We start from the raw sequence: 19,598 nt of genomic DNA on the forward strand, positions 1-19,598 counted from the left end.
TTTAAGCCGTTTCCTCCTCCAAAATTGCCAGTAAAATTTGGATTTTCTTTATTTTCGACAATACCCTCGCAACCTTACTCCCACATGGCTTTAACGATTCATTTTTGATTCAGGTGCGTGGAGCCTGGACTGGAAATGAAAGTCATTTTGAGCATAAAAAAGGCCTCGCGGGGAGGCGGATTTAAGAAGACGGCATCAAGAGCCGGCAGTTACTTGTTGATCTGGAGGTCGCGGACGATCGTCTCCTGCTCCAGCGAACGGAGGGACAGCGTCTCGAGCAGGCGTTCCTGGCGAAGCTGGCCTTTCTTCAGGTCTGATGCGTCCGATTTGAGCTCGGCTACATCGGATTTTAGGATGGCTACGTCTGATTTGAGCACGGCTACGTCCGATTTGAGCACGGCTACGTCCGATTTGAGTACGGCTACGTCCGATTTGAGCACGGCTACGTCCGTTTTTAGTTCGGTTACGTCCGATTTAAGTCCCGCGATGTCGTGCTCGATTCTGGTGATCTTGGCATCCATCATTTCTACGCTGTGCTTGATCGCTAACAGGATTTCCTTCGTTTCGTCCATTCGATTCCCTCCCTGAAATCATGAATCGTATCTCGCTGGCTGGAAGCCAAAACGCCGCCCAACTCTCCGCGAGGAAGTCGAGCGGCGCGTGCTTCGCGTCCGGTGTTTGATGATTGTATTATAACACGGACAGGCGCCGCGTTCAAATTCATTTTTAGACAGCGCGAATCGACGAATTTCCTCCACGATCAACCGAATCTCCTCCGCTGCCGGGCCCTTCGCTTGAAAAGCTGCCGGATTTCGAGGCTGAATTTCGACTCTATACGCGAATGGAAACGGCAGGCTCGGCCCCCGCGGATGCAGATCGGCTTGCTCCCGAGGAGCTATAAATTTTCGGTTCATGCGCGATGGCGGCTTTCCCTTCGGTTGGGGCCGCAGCTGCGCCGGATGTATGACTGTTTTTGAAAACAAGCTGCCCTTCCTCGCTAATTTCCACTGTCACCCCGTCGACAGGCGCGCTTGCATGTTCTTGCTGATCCCTCAGCTTCTCGGCCGCTTCTTCCCTAAGCTTGGCCTCTTCGGCCTCGGCTTCGGCTTCGGCTTTTTCCCGGGCAGCTTCCAATTCCTCGGCCGCTTTATCGATTTCGCTCTTGGCAGCGGCAAGAGCGTTGCCCACATAACCTATAGCGCGCCCCATCATCTCCATATTCGGCTTGCGCTTCGCCGCTTCTTGCGAATAAATAGCCATCGATGCTTGAGTGGACTGCACGTGCGATGAAGCTCCTATCAATCCTGCCATGACTCCCGGAGTAAGCAAATTCACGGACGTCACCTCCTTCCGGACTCTATATCTGATATAAATACTATCGGCAAACAGAGTTGGATAATCGATAGCTTTCTGCCGAAATTGGGAATCTGTCCCTCGGCCGGAGCGTTAACCGCCGGGCGAAGCAAACATAAGCGGCTCACGACGTCCTTGGAGCCAGCTGGATCGCGTTGATATCGAAGGGGATTCAGATCAGCATAGCGAATTTATATGCTTTCTGAACCACCTAGATAAGCCCCGGCGAGATCGCCGGGGCCGGATGTTCCTTATGGATTATTGGGCTTCGATCAGCCCGTACTTGCCGTCGTTCCGACGATAGACGACGTTCACTTCCTTCGTGTCGGTATTGGAGAACACATAGAAATTGTGCCCGACAAGGTTCATCTGAAGGATCGCTTCCTCGACATCCATCGGCTTCAGGTTAAAGCGCTTCGTTCTGACCAGCTCGAGCTCTTCCTCCTCGTCCCTGGCCAGCGTCGTGACGCCGTTCCCGTTCGCGTAATCTTCCTTGAACAGCGCTCTGGCCGAGCCCGGTTCGCGGAAATTTCGGTTGATTTTCGTCTTGTGCTTGCGAATTTGTCTTTCCAGTTTGTCCACTACGAAATCGATCGAAGCATACATGTCGTCCCGTTTCTCTTCCGCCCGAAGCATCGCGCCCGGAAGCGGAATCGTCACCTCGACGGCCTGATGGCCCTTCGTGACGCTCAGAGTAACGTTGACGCCAGATTGTGGAGGCGCTTCAAAATACTTTTCCAGACGACTCAGCTTTTTCTCGACGTACTCTTTTAAGGCATCGGTGACTTCCATTCGCTGACCTCGAATGTTGTATTTCATGGGGCAACTCCTCCTTTGCTTACCACCATCATATCACATCCAGGATGGGCGATTCAAAACATTCAGTTAATAATTTTGAATTTTTTGAAAACTTGGCCCACGGCCTGCAGCTCCAGCGCAAACGCGAAAAGGAAAAGGCCCCGGACGGCTCCGGGGCGCTATAGGCGATGTCGAATACGGCCGAGCGCGTGCAGCTTTCCCTCAGCTTACTCCTCCTTGACGATGTAGCACGGAGTCATCGCGAAAGGAAACTTTCGGATCTGCACTTTCCTTCCCTTAAAGTAATCGTCGACCGCTTTGGTTTCTCCCGGGAAGGTTCCGTAATCGTCCAATATCAAGACCCCGCCTGTCACGATTCTGGGATATAAATGCTCCAGTATCGTCACCGCAGGCTCATAAATGTCCGTATCCAAATTCAATAATGAGATTTTAAGCTCCGGATTGTTGCGTACGTACTCCGGAACGGTCTGAGTAATGTCTCCGCTGATCAGCTCGATCTGCTTGTTGACCCCTTTGTTCGTCAGAACTTCATTCAGCTGGTCTACGGAAATGCTCGAATCTCCGGCGGCCTGAATAAATTTATGGAGAGCGGCGGCATCCTCTTCAAATTGGGTTTCGGGAAATTTGCCGAACGTATCGAACCCGATGAGCTTGCGGGAATACGGAGAGGAGAACAACTCCCGGAACATGGCGAACCGCGAGAAGGATACGCCTTTGAATACTCCGCATTCTACGACGGCTCCGGGCAAATCCAGCGTCATTTTGAAGAGCTCGTAATGGGCCAGAATTTTGCTTATTCTCGTAATGTCGCAGGAGAGGTAAAAGTTATTCTCGTATTCGAACGATTTCTTAAAATCCGGAAGAGTGATCATAATTCCCCTACTTTCGCTTATAGAATATGATGGGTCTCGAAATAGTCGCGCACCTTCCTCAAATCCTCATGCGTATCCACGCATTGAACCCGCTGCTCGATCTCGACCATCTTGACTCTGTACCCGTTTTCGAGAACTCGCAGAAACTCGATAGATTCCGCTTTTTCGATCGGTCCCATGGGCAGCGTCAAATACTTGATTAAAAAATCCTTTTCGAAGCAGTACACGCCAACCCCCTTGTAGTAGACCGGATTGGGATCGTTGAAATTAAAGGGGATGCGGCTCCGGGAAAAAGTAAGCGCATAGCCGTTTAAGTCCGTGATCACCTTCGCTCTGACTCTTAAGTCGATGTCTTCGGTAATTTTATGCATCAGGCTGTAGGCCACATCCGTATCATTAATGGCGTCGACGATCTTATCGACGGAGTCGCCATGAATCATCGGCTCGTCGCCTTGAACGATCACAATATAGTCGGCGTCGATCTGAACCGCGACTTCCGCCGCCCTCGAGGTTCCGTTCTCATGCTTGGAGTCCGTCATAAAGACTTCGGCATCGAATTGGCGGCACGCGCCCGCAATTCTTTCGTCATCCGTCGCCACAATGACCCGGTCCAGCTTCTTGGCCGCTTTGGCCCCTTCGTATACTCTCTGAATCATCGGTTTTCCGAAGATATCTTCCAACGGCTTCGCAGGGAGCCGGGTCGAATGATATCTTGCGGGAATAATAGCCACGACTTTACTCATCTCGCATCCCTCCAGCGCACGACGTCCGAAAGCTAGCTTTCACTGTTGCGATTATTAAGAATATAGGCAATGATTTCCCGGACCGCACCGTTGCCCCCGTCGGATCTCGATATGAAATGGACAATCGGTTTCAGTTCTTCGGCGCAGTTGTTTACCGCAAATTTGCTGCCTGCCCTCTCCAAAATCTCCCGGTCGTTCATGTCGTCTCCGACATAGCCGATCTCTTCGTCCGTTAGTCCGTATTTCCTCTTGATTTCCTCGTACTTCTCCAGCTTGTTCTCCGCTCCTTGGACGACTTCATCGATGCCGAGCTCTCTTGAGCGGATGTCGACGATCTCCGACACTCTGGCCGTAATGATGGCGGTTTTAATCCCTGCTTCTCTAAGCAGCTTGATACCGTATCCATCCTTGACACTGAAAGCCTTAAACAGCTCCCCTTGAGGGCCTATGTAAATTTTCCCGTCCGTCAGCGTTCCGTCTACGTCCATAATGAGCATTTTGAGCTTTCCCAGATGGCTTCCAGCTTTCACTATATAATTCCCGCCTTAAGAATGTCATGAATTCTTACAATTCCAACGACAACGTGATGATCATCCACTACCGGCAGGACCAGAATCTCTTTGGGCCTGTTCTCCATCAGTTCAAGAGCGGTGATCGCCAGTTCGTTCTCGTTGATGGTAATCGGAGTGGCGGTCATGACGTCCTTCACCCGCATCTCAAAAACGTTGGAGCTGTCGTTGCTCTTCTCGAAGATTCTCCGCAGATCGCCGTCTGTAATAATGCCGACAAGCTTGTTCTCCTCATTCACGACACTGACGCCGCCTAATCCTCTCGAGCTCATGACGATAATGGCTTCCTTCAGATTGGAGCGTACGCTGACGACCGGATTGTCTTCCCCTTTGAGCATAATATCCTTGATTCGGATTAGCAGTCTTTTGCCTAGCGCGCCGCTTGGGTGAAACAAAGCAAAATCGTTCGTATTAAAGCCTTTTAACCGGGACAAAACGACCGCCAAGGCATCTCCGAACACCAATTGGGCGGTTGTGCTTGACGTCGGTGCCAGATTGTTCAGCGAAGCTTCTCGCGGAACAGGCAAAATGATATTTAGGTCCGCGACTTTCCCAATGGACGAATTCGGCTTCCCCGTAATGCCGACGAGCTGCGCGCCGATCATTTTAATCGAAGGGATCAAATTCAGCACTTCGTCGGTTTCGCCGCTGTTGCTTACCGCGATGACGATATCCTCTCGGGTGATCATGCCCAGATCGCCATGAACGCCTTCCGCCGGATGGAGAAAGTACGAGGGGGTGCCGAGACTGGACATCGTTGCCGCAATCTTGGTGCCGATATGGCCGGACTTCCCCATTCCCGTAATGATGACTCTGCCCTTGCTGGCGTAGATCATGTTCACCAAGGCTTCGAACTTGGCGTCTATTCTATCTTTTATGTACCGTAGAGCCTCAATCTCATCTTCAAACACCTTTTTCCCTTCAGAAACGATGTCCACCTGGATTGACGCGGTGTTGGGCATCGGCCGACGTCCCCTCGCTCAACTATTTTTTGTAATCCGATCGATCTCCTGCAGCTTTCTTATCATTTCTCCCATGTCGCTCAGCTTAATCATGTTGGGCCCGTCGGAAAGCGCGTTGTCCGGGTCGGGATGCGTCTCGATGAACAGACCGTCTATCCCTATGGCAACGGCGGCTTTCGACAAGTATTCGACGTATTCCCGATTGCCGCCGGTAGAGGTTCCGTTTCCTCCGGGCTTCTGAACGCTGTGGGTGCCGTCGAAAACAACCGGAGGCCCGATTTTTTTCATCTCTACTAATCCGGTCATATCGACAACCAAGTTATTATAGCCGAATGAGGTTCCTCTTTCGCAGAGCATAATCCGATCATTGCCGGACTGAACCATCTTCTCGTATACGTTTTTCATATCCCACGGCGCCAGGAATTGGGCCTTTTTGATATTCACCGGCTTATCCGTGGCCGCAGCCGCCACCAGGAGATCCGTTTGCCTGCATAAGAAAGCCGGAATTTGCAAGACGTCCACAACCGGGGAGACTGCGGCCGCCTGCTCCGGGAGATGGATATCCGTAATGACCGGTATTCGATACTGGCTTCTTACTCGATCCAGGATCTTCAAGCCTTCCTCTATTCCGCAACCCCGATAAGACGATATCGACGTTCGGTTGGCCTTATCGAATGACGACTTGAAGATCAATGGAATGTTTAATTGGCTCGTAAGATGAACCAGCTTCTCAGCGGTTTCCATAACCAGTTTTTCCGACTCGATTGCGCACGGCCCAGCAATGAGAACGAACGGTTGATTCCCGCCGATCGGAATATCGCCAATATGAAATCTGTTGGATTGCCGCACCCTGCTTCCCCCCTCGAGCTCTGCTCGCCTCTTCGATTCGACTTTTTTCAACCTATTTCGATCACAATTATATCATAAACCGCTTTGACTTTACTTTGGATTCGTGTTAGATTTTACTTTCGAGCCGGTAAGTTTTTTTTAAAAAAAGAAAAACCCCCGGATTTCTCCGGGGCAACGCGATAGAACCGCATCTTGTATGTGAGTTCGGCGTAATCCCGCCGGTATGATTACAGTTTGGTAACGTTAGCCGCTTGAGGGCCTCTTGCGCCTTGAACGATGTCGAATTCCACCGATTGGCCTTCTTCAAGCGATTTGTACCCGTCCATTTGAATAGCCGAGAAGTGAACGAACACGTCCCCACCTTGCTCGGTTTCAATGAAACCGTAACCCTTTTCTGCATTGAACCATTTTACTTTACCTTGCATGTGTTAAACATTCCCTTCATATTCAAATGACGTTAGACATAGGCATCTATACCCAGCCCACACCCCGAATATAACATCAGGTAAAGATTGGTGTCAATCATTTTTTTGTAAGCGGTGTCATCCCCTCTGCCTTGCCGCGCCTTGCGGATGCCTTTATGGCCCTTATCCTTGACGCAAAGCGGCGGCGACCGACACGACCGCCTCGACGACGTCGTCCACGTCCGAATCGCTCATTCTCGGGAACAACGGCAAGGTCATCGCCTGCCGATAGTAACGCTCCGCTTCGTCGTAACCCTCCGAAGCGTAGCCTCGCTGTCGATAATAAGGCTGACGATAGACCGGAATATAATGGACATGAACGCCTATGTTTCTGCTGCGAAGCTCCTCGAAGGCGCGATCCCGTCCGCCGTCGAATACGTCCTCATCCCACCTGAGGATGTACAGATGCCAGCTGGAAGCGGCCTGCGGCAGTTGATGCGGAATCCAAAGTCCCTCGATATCACCGAAAGCGCTGTTGTACGCCTGGGCGATTTCCCTTCTGCGTTCGACGAACCGATCCAGTTTCTTCATCTGGGACGCTCCCAGCGCCGCCTGCAGATCCGTCATGCGATAGTTGTAGCCCAACTGCTGCATCTCGTAATACCAAGGGCCATCGTTCTCTTCCAGAAGCTGCGGGTCCTTGGTCATGCCGTGGTTGCGAAACATCAGCAGCTTGTGATAGAACACCGGGTTGTTCGTGACGATGACTCCGCCCTCTCCCGTCGTCACATGCTTAACGGGGTGAAAGCTGAACATCGTCATATCGGCCAACGAGCCGACTCGCTTGCCCGCATAACTCGCTCCGAGCGAGTGGGCCGCGTCTTGTATGAGCACCAGCCCGTGATCTCTGGCCAGCATGGATAGACGGTCGGCCTCGGCCGGCTGACCGGTAAAGTCGACGGCTATAATCGCTTTCGTTCTGGATGTTATTTTCTTGGCGACCTCGTCGGGATCGAGATTATAGGTGTCCGGGCGAATATCGGCGAAGACCGGCGTTCCTCCGCAGTAGAGAACGCAGTTGCTGCTCGCCAGAAACGTGATCGGCGTCGTAATGACCTCGTCTCCCGCGCCGATACCGGCCGCATAGCAGGCGCCGTGGAGCGCTGCCGTTCCGTTGCAGAAAGCAACGGCGAACCGGGCGCCGGAGTATTCCGCGACCGCCCGCTCGAATTGCTCGATCGCCGGACCTTGCGTAATAAAGTCGCTTTTCAGCACTTGAACGACTGCGGCGATATCGTCATCGTCAATGGCCTGCTGCCCGTAAGGAAGAAATGTCTCTCTTGCCGGGCGGACAGAATGGGTCATGATCGGTTTCCCTCCATCCGCTTAGATTAGGCTGGTGGACTGAATCCACCGCTCCGTGCGGCTAATGCCTTCTTCCAACGAAACCTCGGGCTTCCAGCCTAGAAGTCGGCTGGCTTTGCTATAATCGCATAGCAGCTTTTGAATCTCGCTTTGCGGATGGATGTGCTCGACGTGGGCGATCCGCTCGGAATCCCCGACCACAAGCTCGGCCAGCTCGTTAATCGAAATATCCCGGCCTAATCCCGCGTTGACGACCTCTCCGTTGACGGCGTCGGAGTATCCGGCCTCTGCGACGAAGCGTGCGCAGTCTTCCACATACAGCAGATCTCTCGTCTGCGTTCCGTCTCCGTATATATTCAGGGTCTTTCCCGCTAACTTGTTTTTGATAAATATCGCGACAACGCCGCCTTCGCCGCCGGTCTTCTGGAACGGACCGTACGTATTGAACGGGCGGATCACTACGGTTGGCAGCCCGTAGGCATAGTAATAGGACAGCACCATGTTCTCGGCGCCGATCTTGGCCCCGGCATAAGGAGAAGCCGGCTTTGTCGGATGCAGCTCCGTAATTCCGGTCGAGTCCGTGCAGCGATCGTACACCATGCACGTGCTCATGAACACGACTTTAACCCGATGCTTGCGGCATTGCTCGAGAATATAAAACGTTCCGACCGTATCGTTGTTAAAGGTGGTTCGCGGATCGTCTATCGAGTCCTGCACGTTGATCGACGCTCCCAGATGATAGCAAATCTCATAAGAATGAGCGCTGAACAGCTCCGCAAGCAAGCCTTCATCCAGAATAGATCCTGGAATGAACGCTTTCAGTCCCGGGTGTCCGCGAAACTCCTCCAGATTCGCTTCCCGGCCGTTGGACAAGTCGTCGAGAATCCATACGGCATGCCCGTCGTCCAGCAGTCGCTTGGTCACCCATCTGCCGATAAATCCGGCTCCGCCGGTAAGTAGAATGTTCATGGCCTGGTCGCCCCTTCTCTTCTATTCGAATGGATAAAACGTATAGTGGAACTTAGCGGTCTCGACAATCTGGGCGGCGCGATGCTTCCACAGATGCGCCGACTCGACCGCCGCTCTTCCGGCCTCTGCGATCTGTTCCATGCGAGCCGGATTGTCCTGCAGTTCGGACACCATCTCCGGTATGGCCTTCCAATCGGACAGCGAATACGAAACGAAGTGTTCGCCGGGGGTGAAGGCGCGATCGAGATACGAATTGGAATCCGTAACGACGACGGAGCCGCTCAGCATCGACATGAACACCCGCTCATGTCCTCCCTGAGTGAAGTACGGCAGGACGTTCAAAGAAATTTGCGAGTTGCCGAGAAGCTGCTTCATCTGCTCGTAATTTACGGAGGGGTGAATGACCTTATTGGCGCGCAGCGAAGAGGGCAGTCGATCCCAGCCATTGCCGAACAGATGAACTTGAACGTCGCGCAGCGCATCGAGCAGCTGCATTCTTCGAGTCGACCGAACGTACCCGTCCAGCGGGAGAAGCAGAGGGGCCAGCTTGCGCAGGAAAAGCGGATTCTCTCCGATGCCCTTCTCGCGCAGAAGATCCGAGAGAATCTCGACCAACGTGCGATTCGAAGCAGACAAGGCGCGCTCCACCGTCTCATCCAGTAGTTGAGACAAATGCGGGTCGTACTGCGTCCATTTCCGTCTGTAACCTTCCGGATCGGCCAAAGTCCCGGTCCATATGACCGAATACTCGCGCTCGCTTAAAGGCTTGACCGCCTCGTCGTTCGCGCTGGCTCCGTGCGGAATGAAAGCTCGTGTATATTTCTTGGGGTGAAACTTCGCCAAATATTGCGTGTGACTCTCGTCTACGCATGACACGATCAGATGGTGAACAGAGGCATTCAGGCGCTCCATGTTGTAGAGCGGGTGATCGACCAGATAAGCAAAAAAAGGAAATCCCCCCGCGTCGTAAAGGGACTGATTTCCCGATTTGAGCTCGATTCCGATCCCATTCATTCCTAGAGCGAAAAAAACCGGCTGACTAAGCGCCTGCTGAAGCTGCTGGACAAAGCTCGGCTCCGTAAAATCGATGATCACGGCGCGGTGCCCCAGCTCTTCCAGGCCCAGCTTTAATTCATCGATAAATCCGCGAACCACATCATATTGGCTTTGACCTTTGAACAGTATAATTTGCCCGTTAAACGGATGCAATTCACGGCTAGACATCCTACGCCTCCCCTTCTGTCGCTTCGCCCTGATCGTGTTTACTGCCAAAGCTGCGGGCTGATTAACCGATCGGGCATGGCCTCGAATCGCTTCTGCAGCTCGGAACGGATCCTCTCCTGCAGCGGCGGGCCTTCTATTAATTCCGAATTTCTGCGAATCTGGTCCACGGACTCTGCGCCGATGACCAGGCTATGAACGCCGGGCAGATCCCGAACGTACGATACCGCCAACTGCGCGACGGACATCCCCTCGCGCTCCGACAGCCGCTGAAGATGCTGCAGCGCATCGCCGGCCTCCGTCAGGTGGGCGGGAACCCGGTCCGGGTTCATCAACAGCAGACCTTGCAGGAAAACGCTTCGCGCAAATACGATTTTATCGGCATCCTGCAGCCTCCTCAAGGCTTCGCTGTGAACCAGTCTCTGATCCAGGACGTTGACGGGAACCTGCACGCCTTCAAATACCGGATCGCTGGCATATTCCCAGATTTGCTCGAATTGACGGGCAGGCTCCGCTCCGAAGGAAACCCCGGCCGCCTGAATGCAGCCTGCTCGAATCAAGTTTCGGCATGCGCGGATAATCTCCGAACCCTGTCGGAGCAGGTCTCCTGCATGATGGAGCATAGCCATATCGAGGACAGGAACACGAAGCCGCTCCAACGACGCCTCCACGCTGCGGACAATCGCGCGTTCGACCTCGCCTTTCTCGATCTCTCGGGGCAGCGCAAACTTGGTGACGATAGCCGGCCTGTCCCGCTTTCCCTGCAAGCATTGACCGATCACCCGCTCGGATTCCCCGTAGCCGCTGGCCGTATCCAGGCAATTAATCCCCAGCCTGAGCGCTTCGCCGATCATCAGACAGCTTTCCTCGGCGGAAGGCTGTCCGGTTGGATTGGCGACGCCATAGGGCATCCCCAGTTGAACCGTCCCCAGCGTCATCCGCGAAGGAGCAAGCCTGAACCGTTCGGATTTCCGCATTCTCTTCCCCTCCTCTCTCGGCTATTGAGCGGTATATCCCCCATCCACAGGAATATTGACGCCGGTCAGATAGAGAGAAGCATCCGATGCCAGAAACACAATGACCCCCATCAAATCCGTATCGTTCGCCATTCTGCCTAGGTACGTAAGCTTGCCGTATCTTTCCGCGAAGGCCTCCGAATTGCGCTCCGATCGCAGCCCGCCCGGGCTGACGCAATTGCAGCGAACGTTATGCTTGCCATAGCGTGCCGCCGCAAACCGGGTAAAGTTGATCATGCCGCCCTTCACGAAAAAGTAATCCGGAACCGGAAGCGGCAAATCCAGCCCTTCGTACAACGACTCCGTCGGACCGACCATCCCGTGAATGGAGCCGATGTTAATGATAGAGCCCGCTTTCCTCGCGGCCATCGCGTCTCCGAAGGCTCTGGTCATCGCGTACAACCCGTGCGCATAAACCCTCATGCTCTCGGCGAATTGAGCGCCGTCCTCCCAAGCGTTCATCAATCGGCCGCCGGCATTGTTGACCAGAATATCCACCTGGCCGCCGTTTTCTCTCAGAACCCGCTCCTTCAGCTTCTCGATAGAGTCGGCATCCCCCACGTCCAAATAGTCCGCGACAACCGTACAGCCCAGCTCGGCGTACATCCGCTCCATCTCGCCCAGTCTGCTGCGGTCGCGCGAGGTGACGTACGTCGTCGCGCCGGCCTGCGCCAAGGCCAGTCCGATCTGACGGCTGAACTTATCGTAGCCTCCGCTCACGACCGCGACTTTGCCGCGGAGAGAAAAGAGGTCCAGCACCTGTCTCATAACCCATCCTCCTGTCTGTCGTTCATACCACGGGCTTTTGGATAACGGACCGGTTAATGGCGGCGAGCTCCGGACGCTCGCGCAGAAAGCGAATCACATCGGCGGCGGCAACCAGCCGCTCGCCGGGAAAAGCGTCGGCTACGGCGCAGCCGAGCCGATAATCTTCCTCCGTATCGATCGTTAGCCTGAACGGCTCCGCTCGGATGCCGTCGGGGCATTCCAGACTATGGATGGAAAATCGCTCCGGGTGCTCGTAGGCGTAGGGCGTGACATGCTCCCGGTGTCTGACCTCTGTTCCGGCTTCGCACATCTGCAGCAACGTTGAATACGAGACGACTTCCGCGGCAAGCCCTAACGGGCATTCTCCGGCGACTCGGACGATATCCGCCCGGCGGCGGAGCGCTTCCTGAAGCATCCGACGGGCCATCTCGTAATCGATGAAGGGATTGTCCCCGGTGACTCGAACAATGTAGTCCGGCGCATACTGTCGGGCTGCGTCCGCAAAGCGGCCCAATACGTCATCCTCGGCTCCTCTGAAGCATGGAACGTCATGGGCTTCGCACCAATGAGCAATCTCATCGTCCATCGGCGAAATCGAAGTCGCCACAAGGACCCCCATTGTCGCGCCCATGGCGCGGCTGCGGCTGACGCTATAATCCAACAAACAGCTCCGGCCCAGAGGAAGCAGCATTTTGCCGGGCAATCGGGTCGACCCCATACGGGCCTGAAGGACGACGAGAGACTTCAAGCTGCGCACCGCCTCGTTACTCGTTTATAACAAATCGAAGGTGACGGGCGTTCCCTTGGCTACCGCCTTGGATACGGGCCGTCCGAGAAACAGATCGAGGTATTTCGGCGGGAGGCCGGCGCCGGGACGAATCGAGCGAATGTTGCTCGCCGTAAAGCGGTCCCCCGGCTTCATATCCTCGGTTATGTACAAGGAGCGACGGTGCTTCATGGATACCGACTCTGTCGTCTCCGGACCGTACCGGACCTGGCCGAGACTCTGCCATGCGCGTTCCGACTCGATGACGAGCTGTTCCATCTCGTGCGGCTCCATGGAGAAGGAAGCGTCCACTCCGCCCTCCGCGCGGGATATCGTCAAGTGCTTCTCAATGACCGAGCCTCCCAGCGCCACGCTGGCGACCGACACCCCGATTCCCATCGTATGGTCGGACAGTCCGACCTCGCAGCCGAACAGCTCTTTAAGATGGGGAATCGTCATCATGTGCGAGCTCTCCGGAGAGGCCGGATACGTGCTGGTGCATTTCAGCAGGATTAAATCCCGGCAGCCGGCTTTCCGAGCTTCGCGAACCGTATCGTCCAGCTCCGCAAGCGTCGCCATGCCGGTGGAGATGATCAAGGGCTTGCCCGTCGCGGCAGCTTTGCGAATAAGGGGGATGTCGGTATTTTCGAAGGAAGCGATCTTGTAGCAAGGCACCTCCAGCGACTCAAGGAAGTCGACGGCCGTCTCGTCAAAAGGCGTGCTGAAGCCGATCATTCCCAGCTCCCTGCATTTATCGAAGATCACTTGATGCCATTCCCATGGCGTATAAGCTTGTTGATACAGCGAATATAACGAGTTTCCCTTCCACAGGCTTCCGGGATCGTCGATGTAGAACTCTCCGTCGTTGACGTTCAAGGTCATCGTATCCGCCGTATAGGTTTGCAGCTTCAGGGCATGAGCCCCCGCCTTGGCTGCGGCTTCCACAATCTCGAGCGCTTTCTCCAGAGACTGGCTGTGATTGCCGGACATCTCGGCAATGATGAACGGCCGGTTGCCCGCGCCAATCGTATATGGGCCAATCTGAATCGCCATTGAATTTCCCCCCACGTTATCCCTTTTGTTCACCCGAGCAGGACGGGCAGTTCGTCTAGACTGAGCACCGTATGATCGGCTTCGTAATCCTCCGTCAATCTAACGGAAGCATAGGCGCCCCTTAATATTCGAACGGTGCGATAGCCGAGCGGCTTGATGCCGACAAAGTCTTTGTTCGGATTATCTCCGACGTACACCACCCGCTGCGGTTCCACCCTTTCCATCTCGCAGATGCGCTGAAAGCAATAGGGTGAAGGCTTCTCGTTATGCAGTCCGTACCTTCGGGTAACCCAACAGCGGCGAATCTTCCGTTCCTGGTCGAGCCCCAGCGCGCGCAGTTTCATCTCCTGTACGCGCGCATGGCCGTCCGTCACGATGTAAAGCGAACGATCCGCCAGCGCCTCCAGCGCTCGCCGCGCATCGGGATATAAGCGGATATGAGGGGTATGCGTGCGATACGCCTGCACGCACTGGCGCACTCTGGCTTGCGTACCGATTCCGTACCGCTCCAACAAACGGTCGAATACTCGTCCCCTCCCGCTTCGTTTCTCCTCCGTCACCATGAAGCGGTAAGCGTCTTCCGCATCCGCCTGCTCGTAATTTTCGGCCAGGAACGAAGCGACTGCCCGAAATCCGCTGTGGACGTAGGTGAGCTCCTCATACAAGGTATCATCCAGATCGAAGACGACGACTTCCGCTCTCATTGAAATACGTCCTCGGGAAAACGAATCATTCTCCGCTCCCTGCCCAACCTGACGAACGGCTCGTCGAGCGGCTGCCCCTCGCCCTCCATCAGGAACCAGCGAAAGCTGTCCAACCCCGCTTCCAGGCTCAATCTGGAGGCGCCGCCAAATCTCGCGTTGCATTCGATAATATGGGGCCGCCCGGAATCGTCGACCATGAGCTGCATCACGGCATGTCCATAAATGCCGAGCTTCTCGGCCAGATCCGAGCACAGCCTCTCTATCGATTCGTCTCTGAAGGTCACCGTGCTTTGCGACTCTCCGTCGATGACGATCTCACGATACCGCAGGACGACGCCGCGACAGCGTCCGGCTTGATCCACGTACAGATCCGCGCTGACCTCGCGCCCCGGAACGTACGGTTGGTAGATCGGCTCCGGAATCCGCTCCGCTTGCCGAACGGCATCCTCAGGCGAGACGTCGAGCGCCATCGTTCGCGCGCCCGCTCCGTATCTCGGCTTCGCGACGACGCGGTCCCCCATCTCCGCAGCATACTGCGCGGCTGTAGGAATAACCGGGAAGCCGTGTTCCGCTCCGTACTCGTAGAACGCCAGCTTGTCGGCGCACCTCTTGATCGTCTGCTCCGAAGAAACCATGACCGCGATCCCCGCTTCCGCCAGCGCGGGCTTGGCAGCGGCAAAATAGGCTAGCTCTCCGTCCCTCGTCGGAATGATAGAGCGAATACCATGCTTGCGGCAATAGGAAACAAGTTCCGTGAGCGGCAGCTGATCCAGACGAGGCATGGGCCAAAATCCGTCGACGAAATGTCGGCCGATCGCCTCCGGATTGCTGTCGGCGCCGTAGATCAGCCTCCTGCCTCCCAACCGTTCATTCGCTTGACGCAGACACTTGACCAGCGGCACTTTCCTGGAGAGGCTGGTGACGAGCACATTAGCCGCTTCCGCGTCCGCCGGCTCCGCCGTCCGTACCTGGCGATAGTGAGCGATCAGCTCGGGGATCACGTTCTCCAGATCGTGTTCAGGCCTCCAGCCCGTCCATTCATAGAAGCGCGTCATATCGGCTTCGGAAGCTTCAAACGGAATATCGCTTTCTTCGTCCACGGCCTCCATCTCGGGGAAGTGCGCCTTTAAGAGGTCGAGCAGCTCGCGAACCTCGCGCGCTCGTCCGTTCCCCAGATTGACGACCCCCGAATACTCGGCCATCGCCAGCCGGTATAGCCCTTCCGCGACATCCTCCGCATAAATATAATCGAATCGCCCTTCCTTGCGGAAGACTCGAATCGTCTCCCCTCTGAGCAGCGACTGGATCCATCGCGATACGATATCGCGAGAATTTTTGCCGTAGACCCGGTAGATGCGGGCGCTGACCGTCTGCAAATTCGGCTTGAACTCGCTCAGAAACCGAAGCTCCATCTCATGCTGCAGCTTGGCCATTCCGCACAGGTTGCGAGGCCGGATCGGATCGCTTTCCTTCAAGGCGGATGGGCTGCTCGCCGGTTCCTCGAACTGGTACAGCGCCGGATCGTAGATCAGATAGCTGGAAGCGAATATCACCTTGCGCAAGGAGGGCATATCCTTCATCAGATCGATCAGATGATGGCTCAGCCGGGTATTATGCCGGTCGTTCTCCTGCCAGAACTCGTAGGTTTCCGTAGAGCGCTCGAACGTAGCGGCCAGATGGAAGTAATACTCCGGAGCGAAATCCGAGAGCTCGTCGTACGTTATCCGATTCAGATCCCCGCGCCAGTAACGAACGGAGTCCTTCCAGACTGCGGGAGGAGCCTTCAAGTCGCCGACCATGACGATCGCGCCTGCTTCAAGAAGCTTGCTTACGAGTGCGGTGCCGATGACGCCGGCGCCTCCGCTGACAAACACTCTCCTGTTTCTATACATCTTCCGTCTCCTTTAAGCATCCGTGAATAAGCGAGTCGACGTACCTGTCGCCTATCCGGACATGATCGCGCATGCGTCCTTCCAAGATAAACCCTGAATTCTCCAGCACCTGAATATGAAGCGGCCGAATATCGTACGTCTCCGTGAACAGCCGTTGCAGCTTCAAATCCTTGAAGGCGATTCGCCGCATCAGCAGCAAAAAGTGGGAGAAATCCCGCCGGTATTGATCCGGATCCTGGCCATGACCGTCGCTTCGGCTGGTTTCCAGCAAAAATGAAATTTCCGCCCTCCGGTTGTTCCAGTCGATATTGGTCAACCCTCCGTATCCGATCAGCTCTCCCACATAAGAATAGCCAAACAGCATTATGCGCGTCTCCGGATCCGAGAAGGAAGGAACGACAACGCTCCGGTAATAGTGGGACTGATCGGCTTCGGTAAGCGGCCTGGACTGGCGCAGCACGCTCATCTGCTCGTTTCTCCAGCGGCGAATCTCGGGCATATGCGAAGGCTGAAGCGGCTCCACGACATAATCGTTCACGGAATAAGCGGCCTGCTGTAAGTGCATATACTTCATAGCTCGCGGTTCCTCGCATTCTTCCTTTAGATCTATTATCGGTGTTTCAGGCAGGGAAAGAAAGCCCCTTGCCGTTACGGTCATCCCGGCTGATATTGAACCAGACGATCGCGAAGCGGCCTTTCGGTGAAACGCATCTGAGCGGTATTCCCGCTATGGGCCGCTTGCCGATTATGCTCAGCGTCCATATAACCCGGCTTGACGCGCAATGCCTCCTCAAACCAGCGGAACGCCTCGTTCCGTTCTCCGCCGCCCCGGGCATACAGCACGCCCAGATTATTCATGACCGCAGCGTCTTCCTGCTTGGCGTGCAGCGTACGAAACACATTCAGACTCTCCGATAGCCGATTTTGCTTGTAATAACTCACTCCCAACAGAAAGCCGACCTCGAAGGCCGGCCGCAGCCCCTCAAGCAGCTCGCTCGCTTTCTCCGGCTGCTCTCTCCAGAGATATACCGCAGCCATGGACTTCGCCGCTTCTTCCGCCCCGTACTGCAGCTCGAGCCGGCGGTGCAGTTCCTCTCCGTTAAGCTGAGAGAGCACGTTGCGGACGGTTTGGTCCGAGGAGGCGAGGCCGTTGGAAATATTGCGGGAATGTCTCCGGTACAGCGTCAAGACGTCCGGCATAATCGAACAGCGGTAATCTTTCAGCAAGAGCGTCAAAAAGAGAGCGAAATCTTCTCCATTGGGAAACTCCGAGCTGAACGCGATGTCCGGGCTTTTGCGAACGAGGGACAGTCCGCTGCACAAGTAGTTGCGCTGCAACTGATAGAGAAGCGCATTGCGCTCGTCCATCGCCGCCGGATATCCGTTGCCCGATCCGATGGTCTTCCCGTGCTCGTCTATTAATCGGCAGTCGTGAAAAACCATATCGGCCTTATGCCGCTCCAGATGGGCCAGACTTCTCTCCAGTCTGTCGGGCAGTTGAATGTCGTCTGCGTCGGTCATCATCATGATACTGCCCGAGCTCTTCCGTATGGCCGTATTGCGAGCCGCCGATACTCCGCGGTTGGATGCGTGCTGCTCGTACACAATTCGTGAATCTATGGAGGCAAACGACTCGATGATGGCGGCCGACTCGTCCGTGCTGCCGTCGTCGACAATGACGAATTCAAAGGACGAGTACGTCTGGGCCAATACGCTGGATATGGCCTCTTTCAGATATGCCGATCCGTTATAGACGGGCATAATGACGGAGACATCGGACATGGTTCCATCTTCCCCTCCCATCGACGAAGCTCTAGCGTATTTCACGTTTAGACAATGCCGGTATATACGAAGGAGTGATCGACCGGTAGGTAATGCCTTGCGACTCTCCATACTCGATCAACCGCTCCATAAAGTCGTTATGTCTGTCGAAATAATCGGCAGCCGTATTCAAGCGGAAAAACGACTCGTGGGCCCGGCGCACCTCGTCCTGCACCGTATCCTCCTGCAGCAGACTGCTGCGCTTCCACCATGCGACATCCTTGCGGGGACTGCCGTCGCACCCCATAATATGTACCGTTCCCGCCAACGACGAGGCCACGGTCAGTCCTAATCTCGTAATGACGTTGTACGTCTCCATTACTGTGAACGAGGCAGCGGAAGGGAAGTTGAAGGACGGACTGACCACCGGAATTCCGATAATCCGATCCTGAAGCTCCGGATAATGCCCGAGGAGAAGCGCGGCATTCATCTCCGGAACGACGCAGTATCTCCCCGGAACGCTCAGAAACTCTACCACTTTTTTTCGAAAATCGACGCCGTATCGGGTATGACTGTGCCATAGCGGATCGGAGTAAACCAGAATATCCGGATCCAAGCGCTTCACCAGGTCCGGATTTTTCACAATGGAATTGCATACGATTTTCACGGAAGACGTCTCGAACGCTTCCTCCCACGCCTTCTCCAAGGACGGACCGGTGCCGAACACGTAAGCCAGTCTGCTCCCGCTGAACCGCTCTTTCATCCGCATAAAATTCGCAACGTATTGATCCAAAAGCGCTTTTCTCTGCTCGGGAGCAAGCGTCCGGTAGTGGAGGCGAATATAGGTCAGGATTTCCAGCGTTGTCGAATACTCCGGATCCACGCAGACGATTTTCTGTTTGAACGGCTCAAGGAGGCGGTCTCCGAGCCTTTGCTGCTGCCAAACCAAAATCAGGTCGCTCGCTTCGAAATGCTGCAGCCACTCCTGATCGTTCGCTGCGCTTCCCGGCTTGAATACGGTCAATTCCTTGCGCGTCGGCAAGTACCAGTCCAACCGCGCCTCCATGTCCCGATCCGCAGCTTCGTCCTCTATCCGAGGATAAATAACGAGATGCTGCACCGGACGGCGAAGAAGCGGAAAATAGGCCGTTTCTCCTCCCATTGCTGCGGCCGCCGGCAGGACGATCTTGTCCTCCTCGATGCCAATTCCCCGCAGGCCGTCGGCGATATACTGCGCGGATCCATAGGAAGCGATCAGAAACAGCCATTCGCGGCTCGTTTCGCGATTTTGTACGTCCTCCAGGCTGAAGACCGGCTTTCCTCTTACCTTCTTGCACTCGGAAGGATACGTATTGACGAAGCATACGACCCTGTTTTCCTCTCCCGACTCCTCCAGCTGATCCATATACTGATGAGCAATCTCGCCGGTGCCATAGATCGCGATAGACGCCGTTCCGACCAGCTCGTTCCGGGGCAGTCTATACTTCATTGCCTTCATCCTTTCCGCAGAAG

The 19,598-nt window shown here is 55.0% G+C and carries 21 protein-coding genes; all 21 read right to left on the reverse strand.

The window, feature by feature from the left end:
* Nucleotides 1-209: 209 nt before the first annotated feature.
* Nucleotides 210-572, reverse strand: coding sequence for a hypothetical protein (locus ACFO3S_RS15375; RefSeq protein WP_378097802.1), 363 nt, complete (start codon nucleotides 570-572; stop codon nucleotides 210-212).
* A 259-nt stretch (nucleotides 573-831) separates the two neighbouring features.
* Entirely contained in the window at nucleotides 832-1,335 is a 504-nt protein-coding gene (locus ACFO3S_RS15380; RefSeq protein ID WP_378097805.1) for a hypothetical protein, read from the reverse strand.
* 276 nt (nucleotides 1,336-1,611) lie between these two features.
* Nucleotides 1,612-2,172: a ribosome hibernation-promoting factor, HPF/YfiA family gene (hpf, locus tag ACFO3S_RS15385; RefSeq protein ID WP_378097808.1), complete on the reverse strand. Its 561-nt coding sequence runs from the start codon at nucleotides 2,170-2,172 to the stop codon at nucleotides 1,612-1,614.
* 206 nt (nucleotides 2,173-2,378) lie between these two features.
* On the reverse strand, nucleotides 2,379-3,044 hold the full coding sequence (locus ACFO3S_RS15390; RefSeq protein WP_378097811.1) for a TylF/MycF/NovP-related O-methyltransferase: 666 nt from the start codon (nucleotides 3,042-3,044) through the stop codon (nucleotides 2,379-2,381).
* A gap of 17 nt (nucleotides 3,045-3,061) precedes the next feature.
* Nucleotides 3,062-3,787 (reverse strand): 3-deoxy-manno-octulosonate cytidylyltransferase, encoded by a 726-nt coding sequence (kdsB, locus tag ACFO3S_RS15395; protein WP_378097813.1) that lies wholly within the window; start codon nucleotides 3,785-3,787, stop codon nucleotides 3,062-3,064.
* A gap of 32 nt (nucleotides 3,788-3,819) precedes the next feature.
* Nucleotides 3,820-4,317 carry a KdsC family phosphatase gene (locus tag ACFO3S_RS15400; RefSeq protein ID WP_378097816.1) on the reverse strand — a complete coding sequence of 166 codons (498 nt, stop codon included), beginning with the start codon at nucleotides 4,315-4,317 and terminating at the stop codon, nucleotides 3,820-3,822.
* A complete protein-coding gene (locus tag ACFO3S_RS15405; RefSeq protein WP_378097819.1) occupies nucleotides 4,317-5,318 on the reverse strand; it encodes a KpsF/GutQ family sugar-phosphate isomerase in 1,002 nt (333 codons plus the stop codon). Before ACFO3S_RS15405 ends, ACFO3S_RS15400 begins: the two co-directional genes overlap by 1 nt.
* An 18-nt stretch (nucleotides 5,319-5,336) precedes the next feature.
* Nucleotides 5,337-6,143 (reverse strand): 3-deoxy-8-phosphooctulonate synthase, encoded by an 807-nt coding sequence (gene kdsA / locus ACFO3S_RS15410; RefSeq protein WP_378098296.1) that lies wholly within the window; start codon nucleotides 6,141-6,143, stop codon nucleotides 5,337-5,339.
* 251 nt (nucleotides 6,144-6,394) lie between these two features.
* Entirely contained in the window at nucleotides 6,395-6,592 is a 198-nt protein-coding gene (locus tag ACFO3S_RS15415) for a cold shock domain-containing protein (protein WP_378097822.1), read from the reverse strand.
* Between the two features lie 162 nt (nucleotides 6,593-6,754).
* Nucleotides 6,755-7,936: a UDP-4-amino-4,6-dideoxy-N-acetyl-beta-L-altrosamine transaminase gene (gene pseC, locus ACFO3S_RS15420; protein WP_378097825.1), complete on the reverse strand. Its 1,182-nt coding sequence runs from the start codon at nucleotides 7,934-7,936 to the stop codon at nucleotides 6,755-6,757.
* A gap of 21 nt (nucleotides 7,937-7,957) precedes the next feature.
* On the reverse strand, nucleotides 7,958-8,905 hold the full coding sequence (locus ACFO3S_RS15425; RefSeq protein ID WP_378097828.1) for a dTDP-glucose 4,6-dehydratase: 948 nt from the start codon (nucleotides 8,903-8,905) through the stop codon (nucleotides 7,958-7,960).
* Nucleotides 8,906-8,926: 21 nt separating this feature from the next.
* A complete protein-coding gene (locus ACFO3S_RS15430; RefSeq protein ID WP_378097831.1) occupies nucleotides 8,927-10,129 on the reverse strand; it encodes a glycosyltransferase family protein in 1,203 nt (400 codons plus the stop codon).
* Between the two features lie 38 nt (nucleotides 10,130-10,167).
* Nucleotides 10,168-11,103, reverse strand: a complete 936-nt coding sequence (locus tag ACFO3S_RS15435) for an aldo/keto reductase (protein ID WP_378097834.1) — start codon at nucleotides 11,101-11,103, stop codon at nucleotides 10,168-10,170.
* 21 nt (nucleotides 11,104-11,124) lie between these two features.
* Nucleotides 11,125-11,910 carry an SDR family NAD(P)-dependent oxidoreductase gene (locus ACFO3S_RS15440; protein ID WP_378097837.1) on the reverse strand — a complete coding sequence of 262 codons (786 nt, stop codon included), beginning with the start codon at nucleotides 11,908-11,910 and terminating at the stop codon, nucleotides 11,125-11,127.
* 22 nt (nucleotides 11,911-11,932) lie between these two features.
* Nucleotides 11,933-12,667, reverse strand: a complete 735-nt coding sequence (locus tag ACFO3S_RS15445) for a cytidylyltransferase domain-containing protein (protein ID WP_378097840.1) — start codon at nucleotides 12,665-12,667, stop codon at nucleotides 11,933-11,935.
* A 15-nt stretch (nucleotides 12,668-12,682) separates the two neighbouring features.
* The gene (gene pseI / locus ACFO3S_RS15450) at nucleotides 12,683-13,729 is read right to left on the reverse strand and encodes a pseudaminic acid synthase (RefSeq protein WP_378097843.1); all 1,047 of its coding nucleotides are present in this window, start codon (nucleotides 13,727-13,729) and stop codon (nucleotides 12,683-12,685) included.
* Between the two features lie 29 nt (nucleotides 13,730-13,758).
* Complete coding sequence (locus ACFO3S_RS15455; RefSeq protein ID WP_378097846.1) at nucleotides 13,759-14,433, reverse strand: HAD family hydrolase; 675 nt, start codon at nucleotides 14,431-14,433, stop codon at nucleotides 13,759-13,761.
* Nucleotides 14,430-16,325, reverse strand: a complete 1,896-nt coding sequence (locus tag ACFO3S_RS15460) for an NAD-dependent epimerase/dehydratase family protein (protein ID WP_378097849.1) — start codon at nucleotides 16,323-16,325, stop codon at nucleotides 14,430-14,432. Before ACFO3S_RS15460 ends, ACFO3S_RS15455 begins: the two co-directional genes overlap by 4 nt.
* Complete coding sequence (locus tag ACFO3S_RS15465; RefSeq protein ID WP_378097852.1) at nucleotides 16,318-16,899, reverse strand: GNAT family N-acetyltransferase; 582 nt, start codon at nucleotides 16,897-16,899, stop codon at nucleotides 16,318-16,320. Before ACFO3S_RS15465 ends, ACFO3S_RS15460 begins: the two co-directional genes overlap by 8 nt.
* 80 nt (nucleotides 16,900-16,979) lie before the next feature.
* Nucleotides 16,980-18,107, reverse strand: a complete 1,128-nt coding sequence (locus tag ACFO3S_RS15470) for a glycosyltransferase (RefSeq protein WP_378097855.1) — start codon at nucleotides 18,105-18,107, stop codon at nucleotides 16,980-16,982.
* A gap of 31 nt (nucleotides 18,108-18,138) precedes the next feature.
* Complete coding sequence (locus ACFO3S_RS15475) at nucleotides 18,139-19,575, reverse strand: motility associated factor glycosyltransferase family protein (protein ID WP_378097857.1); 1,437 nt, start codon at nucleotides 19,573-19,575, stop codon at nucleotides 18,139-18,141.
* Nucleotides 19,576-19,598 lie beyond the last annotated feature (23 nt).

Source organism: Cohnella hongkongensis, assembly GCF_042654645.1.
GTDB classification, from domain to species: Bacteria; Bacillota; Bacilli; order Paenibacillales; family Paenibacillaceae; genus Cohnella; species Cohnella hongkongensis.